At 65.4% G+C, this 15,910-nt stretch carries 12 protein-coding genes; 9 read left to right on the top strand and 3 right to left on the bottom strand.

Features of this window, described 5'->3' with window-relative positions:
* Positions 1-58: 58 nt before the first annotated feature.
* The 9 genes from CK489_RS10785 (at position 59) to CK489_RS10745 (ending at position 10,468) form a co-directional block, all read left to right on the top strand.
* Entirely contained in the window at positions 59-1,213 is a 1,155-nt protein-coding gene (locus CK489_RS10785; protein ID WP_198960896.1) for an iron-containing alcohol dehydrogenase, read from the top strand.
* A 39-nt stretch (positions 1,214-1,252) separates the two neighbouring features.
* Positions 1,253-2,803 carry an AMP-binding protein gene (locus CK489_RS10780; protein ID WP_095732300.1) on the top strand — a complete coding sequence of 517 codons (1,551 nt, stop codon included), beginning with the start codon at positions 1,253-1,255 and terminating at the stop codon, positions 2,801-2,803.
* An 84-nt stretch (positions 2,804-2,887) separates the two neighbouring features.
* On the top strand, positions 2,888-3,625 hold the full coding sequence (locus CK489_RS10775) for a DUF2270 domain-containing protein (protein WP_095732299.1): 738 nt from the start codon (positions 2,888-2,890) through the stop codon (positions 3,623-3,625).
* A 79-nt stretch (positions 3,626-3,704) separates the two neighbouring features.
* Entirely contained in the window at positions 3,705-4,592 is an 888-nt protein-coding gene (locus CK489_RS10770; protein ID WP_095732298.1) for a TauD/TfdA dioxygenase family protein, read from the top strand.
* A 402-nt stretch (positions 4,593-4,994) separates the two neighbouring features.
* The gene (locus CK489_RS10765; protein WP_050630178.1) at positions 4,995-6,590 is read left to right on the top strand and encodes an ABC transporter substrate-binding protein; all 1,596 of its coding nucleotides are present in this window, start codon (positions 4,995-4,997) and stop codon (positions 6,588-6,590) included.
* A 30-nt stretch (positions 6,591-6,620) separates the two neighbouring features.
* A complete protein-coding gene (locus CK489_RS10760) occupies positions 6,621-7,568 on the top strand; it encodes an ABC transporter permease (RefSeq protein WP_050630177.1) in 948 nt (315 codons plus the stop codon).
* 4 nt (positions 7,569-7,572) lie between these two features.
* Entirely contained in the window at positions 7,573-8,466 is an 894-nt protein-coding gene (locus CK489_RS10755) for an ABC transporter permease (RefSeq protein ID WP_095732297.1), read from the top strand.
* Positions 8,466-9,479, top strand: coding sequence for an ABC transporter ATP-binding protein (locus CK489_RS10750; protein ID WP_095732296.1), 1,014 nt, complete (start codon positions 8,466-8,468; stop codon positions 9,477-9,479). Before CK489_RS10755 ends, CK489_RS10750 begins: the two co-directional genes overlap by 1 nt.
* The gene (locus CK489_RS10745) at positions 9,476-10,468 is read left to right on the top strand and encodes an ABC transporter ATP-binding protein (RefSeq protein WP_095732295.1); all 993 of its coding nucleotides are present in this window, start codon (positions 9,476-9,478) and stop codon (positions 10,466-10,468) included. Before CK489_RS10750 ends, CK489_RS10745 begins: the two co-directional genes overlap by 4 nt.
* A gap of 143 nt (positions 10,469-10,611) precedes the next feature.
* Here the strand turns inward: CK489_RS10745 and CK489_RS10740 are convergent, their stop codons facing one another.
* Genes CK489_RS10740 through CK489_RS10730 form a run of 3 tightly spaced genes read right to left on the bottom strand, consistent with a single transcriptional unit; the run spans position 10,612 to position 15,802 of the window.
* Positions 10,612-12,591, bottom strand: a complete 1,980-nt coding sequence (locus CK489_RS10740) for an acetyl/propionyl/methylcrotonyl-CoA carboxylase subunit alpha (protein ID WP_095732294.1) — start codon at positions 12,589-12,591, stop codon at positions 10,612-10,614.
* Positions 12,588-14,204: an acyl-CoA carboxylase subunit beta gene (locus tag CK489_RS10735; protein WP_095732293.1), complete on the bottom strand. Its 1,617-nt coding sequence runs from the start codon at positions 14,202-14,204 to the stop codon at positions 12,588-12,590. Before CK489_RS10735 ends, CK489_RS10740 begins: the two co-directional genes overlap by 4 nt.
* Positions 14,204-15,802: an AMP-binding protein gene (locus tag CK489_RS10730; protein WP_095732292.1), complete on the bottom strand. Its 1,599-nt coding sequence runs from the start codon at positions 15,800-15,802 to the stop codon at positions 14,204-14,206. The genes CK489_RS10735 and CK489_RS10730 overlap by 1 nt, the downstream gene beginning before the upstream one ends.
* Positions 15,803-15,910: the final 108 nt, after the last annotated feature.

The following is a 15,910-nucleotide window of genomic DNA, read 5'->3' as shown; positions in this document are numbered from 1 at the left end:
CTAACCTCTCCGCAAAGCGCCGCCGGCAAGGCGGACCATCTTGAGGGAGGAGAGGCGCGTGCACAGAGGCCGTGTCGTATTTGGCGCCATGGACGAGGTCGTGTTCGGGCGGCCCGCCGGTGAGGCCGTCGTCGAGCAACTGGACCGGCTGGGCGCGCAGCGCGCCTTCCTGATGGTCTCGGGCACACTGAACCGCGAGACCGACGAGATCGAAAGAATCCGCGAGGCGCTCGGGTCCCGCTGCGTCGGCATCTTCGACAGGATGCCGGCGCATACGCCGCGGGCCGCGGTCATCGCGGCAACCGAGCAGGCGCGCGATGCGAAGGCCGACCTGATCGTCACCATCGGCGGCGGCTCGATCACGGATGGTGCCAAAGCGGTGCAGCTCTGCCTCGCCAACAATGTCACCACATCCGACGGCATCGACACCATCCGCACCCGTGGCGGCGTCTCGCCCGAGATGAATCCGCCGACGGTGCGGCAGATCAGCGTGCCGACCACGATCGCCGGCGGCGAATTCTCCTCGATCGCAGGCGTCACCAACGAGGCCAAGCGGCAGAAGGAGATGCTGCGCCATCCGCTGGTGATGCCACGCGCCACCATCCTCGATCCGGAATTGTCGGTGCACACGCCGGACTGGCTGTTCCTGTCGACCGGCATCCGCGCCGTCGACCATTGCGTCGAGGGCATCTGCTCGCGCGAGGCGCACCCTTACGGCGACGCGCAGGCGATCAAGGGGCTCGAGATGCTGGCCGCCGGTCTGCCGCGGGTGAAGGCCAACCCGAAGGACATTTCGGCGCGGATGGATTGCCAGATCGGAACCTGGCTCTCGACCGGCCCGCTCGCCTCCGGCGTGCCGATGGGCGCGAGCCATGGCATCGGCTACGTGCTCGGCGCCGAGTTCGATGTGCCGCATGGCTACACGTCGTGCGTGATGCTGCCTGCGGTGATGCGCTGGAACAAGCGCGACAATGCCGACCGGCAGGCGCTGGTCGCGGCCGCGATGGGGCATCCAGGCGCGGACGCCGGCGACGTACTCGATCGCTTCATCCGCGACCTCGGCATGCCGCGCAGCCTCAAGGAGGTGCAGGTCGGTCCCGAACATTTCGACCGCATCGCGGCGGGTGCGATGCGCACGCCCTGGGTGCCACGCAACCCGCGCAAGATCGACGGTCCATCAGAGGTCTGCGAGATTCTGGCAATGGCGGCCTAGAACAAGAACGAGTCGCGAGTGAGGGGGAAATAGAGCTCAATGTACACTGGCAAGCATGCTTACCTGCGTCCGCTGCAACCGGCCTTCATCATGGCCGGGACCGGCGAGATCGTCACCTATCGCGAGCTCGAGGCGCGCAGCAACCGTCTCGCGCATCTGTTCCGCAAGCGAGGCCTCAAGCGGCTCGACCACTATTCGATCTTCATGGAGAACAACAATCGCTACCTCGAGGCCTGCGGCGCCGGCGAGCGCGCAGGACTATATTATACCTGCGTCAATTCCTACCTCACCGCGGGTGAGCTCGCCTACATCCTGACCAACAGCCAGTCGCGGATCCTGATCACCTCGAAGCTGAAGCTCGACATCGCACGCGAGGCGCTGAAGGAGTGCCCGCAGGTCGAGCTTTGCATCGTGGTCGACGGCAACAGCGAGAGTGATCGCATCGTCGGACTGCGAGAAGCCACCGCCGGCCTGCCGTCGACGCCGATCGCGGACGAATACGCCGGTACCGCGATGCTCTATTCGTCCGGCACGACAGGCCGGCCCAAGGGCATCGTGCGGCCGCTGCCTGAGCAACCGCCATCGCAGAACCTGCCGCTGTTCGATTTCCTGACCAAGCTCTGGCACTACCGCGAGGGCATGGTCTACCTGTCGCCGGCGCCGCTCTATCACTCGGCGCCGCAGGCCGCGGTCAATCTCACCATCCGGATGGGCGGCACGGTCGTCATCATGGAGAGCTTCGATCCCGAGCGCTATCTCCAGCTGGTCGAGAAGTGGGGCATCACCCACAGCCAGCTGGTGCCGACCATGTTCTCGCGTCTGCTGAAGCTACCCGAGGAGGTTCGCAACCGCTACGATTTGTCGACGCTCGAGATCGCAATCCACGCCGCTGCGCCCTGCCCGGCGCTGGTCAAGGACGAGATGATCAAATGGTGGGGCCCGATCATCCACGAATATTACGGCGCGACCGAAGGCCTCGGCTTCACCGCCTGCAACAGCGAGGAATGGCTGGCGCATCGCGGCACCGTCGGCAGGGTGCTGCTCGGCGACCTGCATATCCTCGACGAGAACATGCAACCCTGCCCGAAGGGCACGCCGGGCACGGTGTGGTTCAAGACGGCGACGCCGTTCGAATATTTCAACGATCCGGCCAAGACCAGCGAGGCGCGCTCGGCCGACGGCAGCATGAGCACGGTCGGCGACGTCGGCTATGTCGATGACGACAACTTCCTCTATCTCACCGATCGCGCCACCTTCATGATCATTTCCGGCGGCGTGAACATCTACCCGCAGGAATGCGAGAACCTCCTGATCACGCATCCCAAGGTCGCCGACGCCGCGGTGTTCGGCGTGCCCAATGCCGATCTCGGCGAGGAAGTGAAGGCGGTGGTGCAGCCGGCCGAGGGTATCGCGCCGGGGCCCGAGCTCGCCGAGGAGCTGATCGCCTTCTGCGCGGGCTCGCTGTCGCGCCAGAAGGTGCCGCGCTCGGTGGATTTCGAGGCCGAGCTGCCGCGGCTGCCGACCGGAAAACTCTACAAGCGCCTGCTGCGCGACCGCTATTGGGGCAACAAGACCTCGCGGATCGTCTGAGCCGAGCGATGCGGCTGACGGCGCTGATCCGGCCGGACAAGCGCCGCCGCGCAACGGACTCGCCCGCCGCGCGGATTTCGCGTTATGCTCTGCGATCGCAAGCCAGCTTCGCCGGAGGCCGCCATGCCGTCGCCCCAGCCGCGCGAGCCGGAGCCGGCACAGGCCGGCAGGCTCGAGTTCACCGCCGCCGAGATCGGCGCGCTCGCCCATCTCTATCGCGGCGAGGTCTACCGCAGCACGGTCTGGCGTACCCGCCTCGACAGCTCGACCAACTGGGCTGTTGTCACCACCGGGATCGCGCTGTCGGCGACCTACAGCAATGCGGAGGCATCACCTCTGCCGATGGTGCTGGTCGGCCTGCTGGTCACGGTCTTCCTGCTGTTCGAGGCGCGGCGCTACCGCTACTTCAACGTCTGGCGCGCCCGCGCCCGGTTGCTCGAAACCGACTTCTACGCACCGATGATCCGCGGCGAAGAGCCATCGCCGAATGCCGCCTGGACCGAGCTGCTGGCCAATGATTATCGCCGCCCCAGCTACCACATCAGCTTTGCGCGCGCGGTCGGCCGGCGGCTGCGCCGGACCTACGGCTGGATTTTCGCGATCCAGGCCATCGCCTACTACGGCAAGCTGGCGATCCATCCGCTGCCGTTGATGACGGTGAGCGACATCTGGGACCGCGCCTCGATCGGGCCGATTCCGGGAGCCGTCGTGATCCTGGCCGGCGTCGTCTTCCATTCGAGCTGGGCGCTGTTCGCCCTCATCACGCAGCGCATCGAGGTCGCCGACCGGCGCACACGGCACAATCTGATCGCAATGGGGTGAGATGCCGCGGGCCGCGTTGCCGGTGGCGGGGTTTTCCCCTAACCTCGCTTCAACAAGAAAAATCAGGGAGGACCTGCCGATGGACGTGATCCCACTGCGCGAGGGATTCGGAGCCGAGCTGCGCGGCGTGACGCTGTCAGACATTGCCGCCAGCGATACCGCCTATGCGGCGGTGCGCGCGGCATTCGAGGAGCACTCGGTGCTGGTGTTCCGTGGCCAGGAGGTCAGCGACGACATCCAGCTCGCCTTCTCGCGCCGCTTCGGTCCGCCCGAGGTGACCAAGGTCGGCTCGATGGGCACCGGCTCGCATTTCGTGATCCTCTCGACCTTCGGACCCGACGGCAACGTGGTTCCGTCCGATCATCGCCAGCAACTGCGCGCCAGGGCCAACCAGCTCTGGCACACCGACTCCTCCTTCAAGCGCGTGCCGGCGCTGACCTCGATCCTGTCTGCGCGCATCATCCCTGAACATGGCGGCGAGACCGAATTCGTCTCGATGCGCCTCGCCTTCGAGCGGCTCGACAAGGATTTGGCGAAGCGGCTGGAAAACTCGTTCGCCTGGCATTCCTACGCCCATTCGCGCAGCAAGGTGGCTGCCGGTCTCGCGACGACGGAGGAAACCGACGCATTGCCGCCGGTATGCTGGCGCATGGTGTGGCGTAATCCGGTCAACGGCCGCGGCGCGCTGTATCTCGCCTCCCACGCCTATGGCGTCGAGGGTATGGATGCCGAGGCCGGTAAGGCGCTGATCGAGCAGCTGACCGAAGCCGCGACCGCGCCCGGCGTCAGCTATCTGCATCAATGGAAGCAGGGCGACGTCGTGATGTGGGACAACCGCGCCACTATGCATCGCGGCCGCCCCTGGCCGGCGCATGAGGGCCGCCTGATGATCCGCACCACGATCTCGGCGACCGAGGCGGATGGGGTTGCGACCGTCAGCCCGCCCTCATCGCAAGCGGCGGAGTGAGGTGAATGCTCCCTCACCGTCATCCTGAGGAGCGCGAAGCGCGTCTCGAAGGATGTACGGCCCGGCTGGTGGCCGTGCATCCTTCGAGGCTCGCTCCGCTCGCACCTCAGGATGACGGGAACGAGTCAACCGCGACACTAGTGATCGGCGACAAACTGTCGCTGATTGCGATCAGCTTCACGCCACACGCTTCGGCGTAGCTCCAACAGGGACTCGTCGCCAGGTAGAAAAGCGGCCGGAGTTCCACATCATCAGACCCAATATTCCCGGTCCTCGGAAATTTTAATGGTCAGGTGTCATCCGAATTGCCAATCCCCGCACGGCCCTCGCTGGTTGCCCGGCGGTCTCACCGTGGTATCGTCGATGCCAATCGGCCATTGAGACCGACTTTGGGAGGGGACCATGCGGAGCGTGCAAGCGCTGGCCGTCGCGGTGTTGTCTGTGCTGACCATCAGCGACGTTTCACGCGCAGCCGAGCCGAAATCCGGCGGCATTTTCAGGATCTACCACCGCGATAGTCCCGGCAGCGCCTCGATCCACGAGGGCGCGACCTACTCGGTGAACATTCCGTTCATGCCGATCTTCAACAACCTCGTTATCTTCGATCAGCATATCGCGCAGAACAGCGCCAGCACGATCCGACCCGAGTTGGCAGAGAGCTGGGCCTGGAGCGGCGACCACAAGACGCTGACCTTCAAGTTGCGCAAGGACGTGAAATGGCACGACGGCAAGCCCTTCACCGCGGCCGACGTCAAATGCACCTTCGACATGCTGATGGGCAAGTCGCAGCAGAAGTTCCGGCAGAACCCGCGCAAGTCCTGGTACGAGCAGGTCGACGAGGTCACGACCAACGGCGACTATGAGGCGTCGTTCAAGCTGAAGCGGCCGCAGCCCGCGTTGTTGTCGCTGCTCGCCTCGGGCTATTCGCCGGTCTATCCCTGCCACGTCTCTCCGGCGGAAATGCGCACCAAGCCTGTTGGCACAGGTCCGTTCAAGTTCGTCGAGTTCAAGGCCAACGAATCGATCAAGCTCACCAAGAACCCTGACTACTTCAAGAAGGGCCTGCCCTATCTCGACGGCATCGAGTTCACCATCATCCCGAACCGCTCGACCGCGATCCTCGGATTCGTCTCGGGCAAGTTCGACATGACGTTCCCGACGGAGGTCTCGATCCCCCTGCTCAAGGACGTCAAGTCGCAGGACCCGACAGCGGTCTGCGTGGTGGAACCGAACAACGTCTCCACCAACATCATCATCAATTCGAGCGCACCGCCGTTCGACAATCTCGACGTCCGCCGCGCGCTGGCGCTGGCGCTCGATCGCAAGGCGTTCATCCAGATCATGTTCGAGGGCCAGGGCGACATCGGCGGTACCATGGAGCCGGCGCCCGACGGCCTTTGGGCGATGCCGAAGGAGATGCTTGAGTCGATTCCAGGCTATGGGCCCGATATCGAGAAGAACCGCGAGGAAGCCCGCAAGCTGATGCAGAAGGCGGGCTATGGCCCGGACAAGCATCTGCAGATCAAGGTGTCGACCCGCAACATCGCGGTCTACCGCGATCCCGCGATCATCCTGATCGACCAGATCAAGAGCATCTACGTCGACGCCGAGCTCGACGTCGTCGACACCGCGCAATGGTTCCCGAAGATCGCGCGCAAGGATTATTCGCTCGGCCTCAACCTCACCGGCAATGCCGTCGACGAGCCCGACCAGTCCTTCTACGAGAACTATGCTTGCGGCTCGGAGCGGAACTACACCAATTATTGCAACAAGGACATCGAGAAGCTGTTCGACCAGCAATCCGAAGAGACCGATGTCGAGAAGCGCAAGAAGCTGGTCTGGGAGATCGACAAGAAGCTGCAGGAAGATGTCGCGCGGCCGATCATCTTCCATGCCCGCACCGGCACCTGCTGGAAGCCCTACGTGAAGAATGTCACGATCATGTCCAACAGCTCCTATAACGGCTATCGCTACGAAGACGTCTGGCTGGATAAATAAGCCACAAGCGAGATCAGGGAGAGAGCCAGGGTGTTTGCCTATATCGTGCGGCGGCTGTTCCTGATGCTCGTGACCCTGTTCGGGATCTCGGTGATCATCTTCGTGCTGCTGCGCGTCGTTCCCGGCAACATCGTCGACATCCTGTTCGATGCCGCGGGCTTCGTCGATCCCGCCGACAAGGCCAATCTGGAACGCGAGCTCGGGCTGAGCCAGCCGATCGTGATCCAATATCTGCACTGGATCGGCGGCCTGCTGCACGGCGACCTCGGCTATTCCTATGTCTCAGAGAAGCCCGCGCTGGAGGAGATCCTGCCGCGAATCCCGATCACCGCACGGCTCGCGGGACTGGCTTTGCTGTTCTCCGCCTCGATCGGCATCCCGCTCGGGGTGATCAGCGCCGTGCACCAGGGCTCGAAGCTCGATTATGCGCTGCGCGTCGTCAGCCTCAGCGGCCTGTCGCTGCCGTCGTTCTGGCTCGGCCTGTTGATCCTGATGGCCTCGGTCTCGCTGTTCGGCACTATGCCGATCTTCAATCCGAATCCGAAGACCTGGCTCGAGGCGCTGTCCATCTATGCGGTGCCGGCGATGGCGGTCGGCTTCCGCAGCGCGGCTCTGACCATGCGCATCACCCGCTCCTCGATGCTGGAGATCCTGCGCCAGGACTATATCCGCACCGCGCGCGCCAAGGGCGCTTCCGAAGCCTCGGTGAACTATCACCACGCGCTGAAGAACGCGGTGCTGCCGGTCATCACCGTGATCGGCATCGAGGCTGCGTTCCTGATCGGTGGATTGATCGTGACCGAGACCGTGTTCAATATTCCCGGCATCGCCCGCTTCCTGGTCGAGGCGCTGCGCTGGCGCGATTACCCGATCGTGCAGAACCTCGTGATGTTCATCGCCGTCGTCGTCGTGGTCGTGAATTTCATCGTCGACATGCTGTATGCAGCGATCGATCCGCGCATCCGGTTTGGAGACTGACTAGATGGCGACGATCAATTTCGACAGCGAACTGCGGCGCGCCGGAGCCAATGCCACCGGCGGCTGGGGACGGCTGGCCTTCCTGGCGCAGCGCCATGTGCTCGGCACAGTCGGCCTGACGATCATGCTGCTGTTCGTGCTGACGGCAATCTTCGCCGACCTGATCAGCCGTTATGATCCGCTCACGGTCGATTCGGCGCATCGCCTGGCCGCGCCGTCTGCTTTGCACTGGTTCGGCACCGATTCCTTCGGCCGCGATGTCTGGAGCCGCATCATCCACGGCGCGCGGATCTCGCTTGCCGTCGGCATCGGCTCCACAACGCTCGGCGCCACGCTCGGCGTCATCGTCGGTCTCGCCTCCGGCTATCTATCCGGCTGGGTCGACCTCGTGTTCCAGCGGGTGACCGACATCCTGCAATCGCTGCCGCTATTGGTGCTTGCGCTCGTGATGACCGCGGCGCTCGGCCCGTCGCTGCCGAATGTGATCCTCGCAATCGCGATTCCCTTGATCCCGACCGTCGCCCGCGTGATCCGCGCCAACACGCTGGCGCTGCGCGAGCAGCCGTTCGTCGAGGCCGCCAAATCGATCGGCATGAGCGAGATACGCATCGCGCTGCGCCACGTGCTGCCGAACACCATTGCCCCCTTGATCGTGCTGGCCACCGCGCAGCTCGGCTCGACCATCCTGACCGAGGCGTCGCTGTCGTTCCTCGGCCTCGGTATCCCCGAGCCCTATCCGTCCTGGGGCCGGATGCTGTCGGAATCCGCCGCCGAATATGTCCGCACCGCGCCGTGGCTGGTGATCTTCCCCGGCATTGCGATCAGCCTTGCCGTGTTCGGCACCAATCTGTTCGGCGACGCCTTGCGCGACATCCTCGATCCGAGGCAGCGCGGCTGATGAGCGAGGCACTTCCGGCAGAGACGGTTCTCGACGTGAAGAACCTGCAGACGGTGTTCTTCACCAACTCCGGCCTGTTCCGCGCGGTTGACGACGTCTCGTTCACGGTCCGCCGCGGCGAGACCTTGGCGATCGTCGGCGAATCCGGCTGCGGCAAGAGCGTCAGCGCGCTGTCGATCATGCGGCTGGTGCCCGATCCGCCGGGCCGCATCGTCGGCGGCTCGGTGACGCTCGAGGGCACCGACCTCCTGAAGCTCGATGATGCCGCGATGCGCGACATCAGGGGCAACCGCATCTCGATGATCTTCCAGGAGCCGATGACCTCGCTCAACCCGGTGATTCGGATCGGCGACCAGATCATCGAGGCGGTGCGGCTGCATCAGAAGGTGAGCAGCAAGGAGGCCTGGAAACAGGCGGTCGACATGCTGCGGCTGGTGCGCATTCCAGAGCCCGAGCGCCGCGCCCGTGAATATCCGCATCAGCTCTCCGGCGGCATGCGCCAGCGCGCCATGATCGCGATGGCGCTGGCGTGCAGGCCCGCGTTGTTGATCGCGGACGAGCCGACCACCGCGCTCGACGTCACCATCCAGGCGCAGATCCTGGCGCTGATCGTCGATCTGCAGCAGCGGCTCGGCACCGGGCTGATCCTGATCACCCACGACCTGGGCGTCGTGGCGCAGACCGCGCAGCGCGTGATCGTGATGTATGCCGGCAAGAAGGTCGAGGAGGCGACGGTCGAGTCGCTGTTCGAGACGCCGTTGCATCCCTACACCAGAGGCCTGATGGCCTCGATCCCCGCAGTGCCCTCGCCCGACGCCAGGGAGGACGTGCGGCTGGTCGAAATCCCCGGCATGGTGCCGTCACTGACCAAGCTGCCGCCCGGCTGCGCCTTCGCGCCGCGCTGCAAGCTCGCGGTCGACCGCTGCCGTCAGGAGTATCCGCCGCTCGACGAGGTCAAGAGCAATCACTGGGCCGCGTGCTGGCGCGCCGGCGAGATGGCGGAGGCGTCATGACCGAGCAGCGTCCGCTCCTCGAGGTCACCGACCTGGTCAAGCACTACCCGGTGCGCGGCGGCGTGCTGCGCCGGCAGGTCGGCACCGTGCATGCGGTCGACGGAGTCAGCTTCGCGCTCGGCGCCGGCGAGACGCTCGGCCTGGTCGGCGAATCCGGCTGCGGCAAGTCGACGGTCGCGCGCACCGTGCTGCGGCTGGTCGAGCCGACCAGCGGCGCGATCACGCTCGACGGCGAGGATATCGCGCCGCTCAGCAAGACGGCGCTGCGGCCATACCGCCGCTCGATGCAGATCGTGTTCCAGGATCCGTTTGCCTCGCTCAACCCGCGCATGACGGCCGGCGACATCGTCGGCGAGCCCTTGAGCGTGCACGGTATCGCGACCGGTGCGAAGAAGCAGGAGCGGGTCGCGGAGCTGTTCCAGCAGGTGGGCCTCCGGCCCGACCAGATGAGGAATTTTCCGCACCAGTTCTCCGGCGGCCAGCGCCAGCGCATCTGTATCGCGCGAGCGCTGGCGCTCGGGCCACGGCTGATCGTCTGCGACGAACCGGTCTCCGCGCTCGACGTTTCGATCCAGGCGCAGGTGATCAATCTCTTGATCGACCTGCAGCGCAAGCAGAACTTCTCCTACCTCTTCATCGCGCACGATCTCGCTGTTGTCGCCCATATCAGCCACCGCGTCGCCGTGATGTATCTCGGCCGCATTGTCGAGATCGCCGACAAGCACGAGCTGTTCGCCAATCCGCGTCACCCTTATACGCAGGCCCTGCTCGCCTCAGTGCCGATCGCCGACCCCAAGGCCAAGCGCTCCGCACCGCTGATCGACGGCGACGTCCCGAGTCCGATCAATCCGCCATCGGGTTGCGCCTTCCACACCCGCTGCCGCTACGCGATCGATCGCTGCAAGTCGGAACGCCCAGCGCTGCAGGCCGCCGGCTCCAGGCATCAGGTCGCGTGCTGGCTGAACGACGGGACAGGGCGAGACGAATAATCCGCTGTCGTCCCTGCGAAAGCAGGGACCCATAACCACCGTCGTTCGCCGTCTCGCGGCGCTGTGGCTCCAGCGCGCTTCAACAGTCAAGATCGGTGGTTATGGGTCCCGGGTCGCGCTGCGCTTGCCCGGGACGACAGACTTTAAGCGGCAGCCTCGATCTCCACGACAATCTTCCCCGTCGTCACCTGCTCACCCTCGGCAACGTCGATCGACGACACGGTGCCCGTGACCCCGGCGGTGTGCACGTGCTCCATCTTCATCGCCTCGAGCGTCATCACCGGCTGGCCGGCCGCGACCTTGTCGCCGGCCTTCACCAACACGGCGACGACCCGGCCGTTCATGGCGGCGCGGACCTTGCCGTCGCCGCCCGCGCCCGTCGCGCTCTCCGGCGGCGTGAGCGTGAGGTCGCGGGCCGGAAGCGTGACGCCGCGATGCAGGACAAAGAGCCGATCGCCATCGCGCATGAACCTGGCCTGCTCCATCAAGCCATCATGGTGGAAACGAATACCGTCCTGGTCCAGCTCGTCGATCACGAAGCTGAAGCGATCGCCGTTGCGGGTTACGAGATAGCTGCCGTCGCGTTCGCGGACGATTTCGATCTCCTGCACGCCGTGGCCGAGATCGATCCGCAGCCCGAGCGGGAATGTTGCTGACAGCGACCGGCCGCGCTGCCACGGCGGGGCATGCGGATGGGTGACGTAGAGCAGCAGCGCGGCGAGCGCGAGATCGCTGCCGCGATCGGCTCGCGGCGCCAGCAGCACGTCGCGGTTGTTGCCGATGAAGGCCGTGGTTGCGTCGCCCTTGGCGAAGACTGGATGGCGCAGGCAGTCGATCAGGAACCCCTGATTGGTGGTGATGCCGAACGCCGTGACCTGCTCCAGCGCACAGATCAGCTTGCCGCGCGCCTCCTCGCGGGTGGCGCCGTGGCTAATGACCTTGGCGATCATCGAATCATAGAACGGCGGGATCTCCGAGCCGGACTGCAGCGCATGCTCGACGCGGATACCGTCAGGCATCTGCCAGCGCGCCATCGTGCCGGATTGCGGCATGAAGTCGTGCCCGGCGTCCTCCGAGCACAGCCGCACCTCGATGGCGTGACCGGAGAAGGTGACGTCCTCCTGCCTGACACCGAGGGGGTCGCCGCGGGCGACACGCAACTGCAATTCGACCAGATCGAGCCCGGTGATCGCCTCGGTGACGGGATGCTCGACCTGGAGCCGCGTGTTCATCTCCATGAAGTAGAAATTGCCGGCCCGGTCGAGCAGGAATTCGAGCGTACCGGCGCCCTCGTATCCAATCGTCTTGACCGCCTGGACCGCGACCGCACCCATGCGCGCGCGCAGTTCCGGCGTCACCGCCGGCGACGGCGCCTCCTCGATCAGCTTCTGGTGCCGCCGCTGCACCGAGCAATCACGCTCGCCGAGATGGATCGCGTTGCCATGGCGGTCGCCGAACACCTGGACCTCGATGTGGCGGGGATCGACGATCGCGCGCTCGAGGATGACAGTGGGATCGCCGAACGCGCCTTGCGCTTCCGATCGTGCGCTGCGCAGCGCATCGGGAAACGCCGCGGCATCCGCAACCAGCCGCATGCCACGGCCGCCACCGCCGGCGACCGCCTTGATCATAATGGGAAAGCCGATCTTCTTGGCTTCCGCCAGCATCGCCGCATCGCCCTGGTCGGCGCCCTGATAGCCGGGCACGCAGGGTACGCCGGCCTTCTGCATGATGTCCTTAGCGCCGGCCTTGTTGCCCATCGCAAGGATCGCCTCCGGCGACGGACCGATGAACACGAGCCCCGCATCGCGGCACGCCTGCGCAAAGTCCTCGTTCTCCGCGAGAAAGCCGTAGCCGGGATGCACCGCGCCGGCGCCGCTTGCCTTGGCAGCGGCGACGATGGCGTCGATCTTCAGATAGGACTGTGCCGGCAACGCCTCGCCGATCCGCACCGCCTGGTCGGCCTCGCGCACATGCAGCGCGTCGCGGTCGGCGTCGGAATAGACCGCGACCACGCCATAGCCGAGCCGCCGCGCCGTGCGCATGATGCGTAGCGCGATCTCGCCGCGGTTGGCGACCAGGATCTTGAAGAACGGCGTCCGCTTCACGATGGAACCGCTCATGGCCGCGCCACCGAGAACTGCATGCGCTGCGGGGTCCGCGCCTCGGCCTCGCGGCAGATCGAAAGCACCTCCGACAGCACCGTCCGCGTATCGCGCGGATCGATCACGCCGTCGTCGAGCACGCGGGCGCTGGTCGAGAACACGTCCATCTGGCTGTCGAACACGCCGGTGATCTGCGCCTTCATCGCCTCCAGCTTCTCCTTCTCGATCGGCTTGCCGCGACGCGCCGCAGCAGCTTCAGTCACGATCGCCATGGTTTCGGCGGCCTGCTCGCCGCCCATCACAGCCGTCTTGGCGTTCGGCCAGGAAAAGCAGAACCGCGGATGGAAGCCGCGGCCGCACATGCCGTAATTGCCGGCGCCGAACGAGGCGCCGCAATACAGCGTGATCTGCGGCACCGTCGCCGAGGTCACCGCCTGGATCATCTTGGAGCCGTGCTTGATCATGCCGGCCTCTTCATAGGCCTTGCCCACCATGTAGCCGGTGGTGTTGTTCATATAGAGGATCGGCGTGCGCGACTGGCAGCAGGCCTGAATGAAATGCGTCGCCTTGTTGGCGCCGGGCACGTCGAGCGGGCCGTTGTTGGTGATGATACCGATCGCTTGCCCCTGGATGCGGGCATGGCCGCAGACCGTGGCAGGTCCGTAATTGGCACCGAACTCGGTGAAATCGGAATCATCGATGAAGCGCGCGATCGCCTGGCGCATGTCGACGGGTCGCTTGTGATCCATCGGCATGATGCCGAGTAGTTCCTCTGCGTCGTAGCGCGGTGGCTTGAATGCGGCAGGTTCCGGGCTCGGACGATCCCAGGGGAGCTTGGCCATGATCTCGCGCGCGATGCGCAGCGCATCGCGATCGTCCTCGGCGAGATAATCGCCGAGGCCGGAGACCTGGGTGTGCATCTCGGCGCCGCCGAGTTCCTCCTCGGTCGCGATCTCGCCGGTGGCGGCCTTGAGCAGAGGCGGCCCGGCGAGGAAGGCGCGGGTGCGGCCGCGCACCATCACGATGTAGTCGGAGAGCCCGGTCTGGTACGCACCGCCCGCAGTGGAGGAGCCGTGCGTCACGGTGACGACAGGCAGCCCGGCGGCCGACAGCCGCGCCAGATTACGGAAGATATTGCCGCCGCGGACGAAATCCTCGACGCGGTAGCGCAGCAGATTGGCGCCGGCGCTCTCGACCAGCTGCACATAGGGCAGCTTGTTCTCCAGCGCGAGCTCCTGCACCCGCAGCGTCTTGTCGAGACCGTAGGGTTGCAGCGCGCCGGCATCGATGCCGGCATCATTGGCGCTGACAATGCAGCGGATGCCGGAGACGAAGCCGATGCCGGCGACCAGCCCGCCGCCGGGCACGCTCTTGTCCGCATCTGCCACATCGAACATGTAGCCGGCGAGCGTCGATAATTCGAGGAACGGCGAGCCGGGATCGAGCACCAGCGCGACGCGCTCGCGCGGCAGCAGCTGTCCGCGCTTGTGGAAGCGATCCTTGGCGGCGGCGGAAGCCGCGCGTGTCCGTTCCTCCAGCCCGCGCATTCGTGCGATCAGCGCCAGCATGCCGTCGCGATTGCCCCGGAAGCCGGCGCTGCCGGTGGAAATCGTGTTCTCGATGATGGCCACTAGGCGCGCTCCACAAAATGCCCGTTGTATTGCTGCCGCAGTTCGACCTTGCGCAGCTTGCCGGTCGCGGTCATCGGCATCTCCTCGAGAATACGCACCAGCTTCGGCACCTGGAAGCCGCCGAGGTGCTTTCTGCAATGTGCCTCGATGCCGGCCTCGTCGGCGACCGCGCCGGGCTTCAGCTTGACGAAGGCGGAGACCGCCTCGCCCCATTGCGGATGCGGCAGGCCGACCACGGCGGCGTTCTGCACGGCAGGGTGCGCCAGCAGCGTCTCCTCGATCTTGACCGAAGCGACGTTCTCGCCGCCCGACTTGATCATGTCCTTCTTGCGATCGAGGAACAGCACCTCGCCATTGGCGTCGATCAGGGCAAGATCGCCGGTATGATGCCAGCCGAACTTGCGCGCCTCCTCGGTCGACTTCGGGTCCTTATAGTAGCCCATCATCACATTGGGCCCGCGATGCACGAGCTCGCCGATCTCGCCGCGCGGCAACAGATTGCCGCTGTCGTCCATGATCGCGGTCTCGTTGACGATCAGCGATTCGCCCCAGTAATTGCCGAACCGGTCGAGCTGCACCTCCGGGCGCGACATCGTCGTCGCCGGATACATCTCGGTCTGGCCGCTGGTCAGCACGAAGTTCGGACACATGTCCGCCATCGCGCGTTCGAGCAGCGGCTTGCCCATCGGGGCCATGGTGTAGATGCAGCAGCGCAGGACCGACAGGTCATACTCACGCCGGCGTGGATGATCGAGGATCGCCTGGTACATCAGCGACAGGCCGACGAACACCGTGAGCCTGTCGCGGACGATCGCCTCCATGCAGGCGACCGGATCGAAGCCGCGCATCAGTGCCATCCGGCCGCCGACCGAGAGATAGCTGAGCAGCAGCACATGGCCGGCGCAGTGGAACAGCGGAAATTGGCCGGTGATGCCGTCGTCGCGCGACAGCTGCATCTCGATGCAGTTGCTCATCACGGCCATGACCACGGCGAGGTGGCAATGCATCGCGCCCTTCGGCCGCGACGTCGTGCCTGACGTGTAGATGATCATGGCGAGATCGCGGTCGTTGATCTCGATCTCCGGCTCGATGTCGGACTGCCCTTCCAGCAGGCCGTTGAATTCCTGCAGTCCGGTCTTGCCGGCATTGCCGGCCAGGTCGACCGCGATCATCTGCATGCCACGCGCTTCCAGCGCCGCGCGCCGGTCGGCCTGGGCGTGGAGGTTGTCGTCGATGATGGCAAAGCGCACCTCGGCATGGCCGAGGATGTAATCCATGTCCGCCGCTCCGAGCATGGTGTTGATCGGCACCCAGACCAGGCCGGCGCGGTGGATACCGAACAGCGCTTTGACGAACTCGACGGAGTTGTTGCAGATGGTCGAGATCTTCTCGCCCGGCTTCAGCCCGCGCTGCACCAGATGGTTGGCGAAGCGATTGGCGTCGCGCTCGAGTTCGGTGAAGGTGACCTGCCGGCTGCCATCGGTCAGCGCGACGCGGTCGGGAAACCGCCGCGCGGCGCGCTTCAGGAGGTCGCCGATCGCGACGCGCCCGATGCGGCCCGGGCCAGTGACGCCACCGGTTGCCAAGAGGTTGTCCATCTGTTTCCTCCTCCTCGTCATTCCGGGGCAGCCCGAAGGGCCGAGCCCGGAATCCACAACCACGATCGTGAGTATGGATTCCCCCGATGCGCAATTGCGCGTCTGAGG

Source organism: Bradyrhizobium sp. UFLA03-84, assembly GCF_002289535.1.
In the GTDB taxonomy this organism is placed as follows: Bacteria; Pseudomonadota; Alphaproteobacteria; order Rhizobiales; family Xanthobacteraceae; genus Bradyrhizobium; species Bradyrhizobium viridifuturi.
This window is presented reverse-complemented; position numbering and strand designations above follow the sequence as displayed.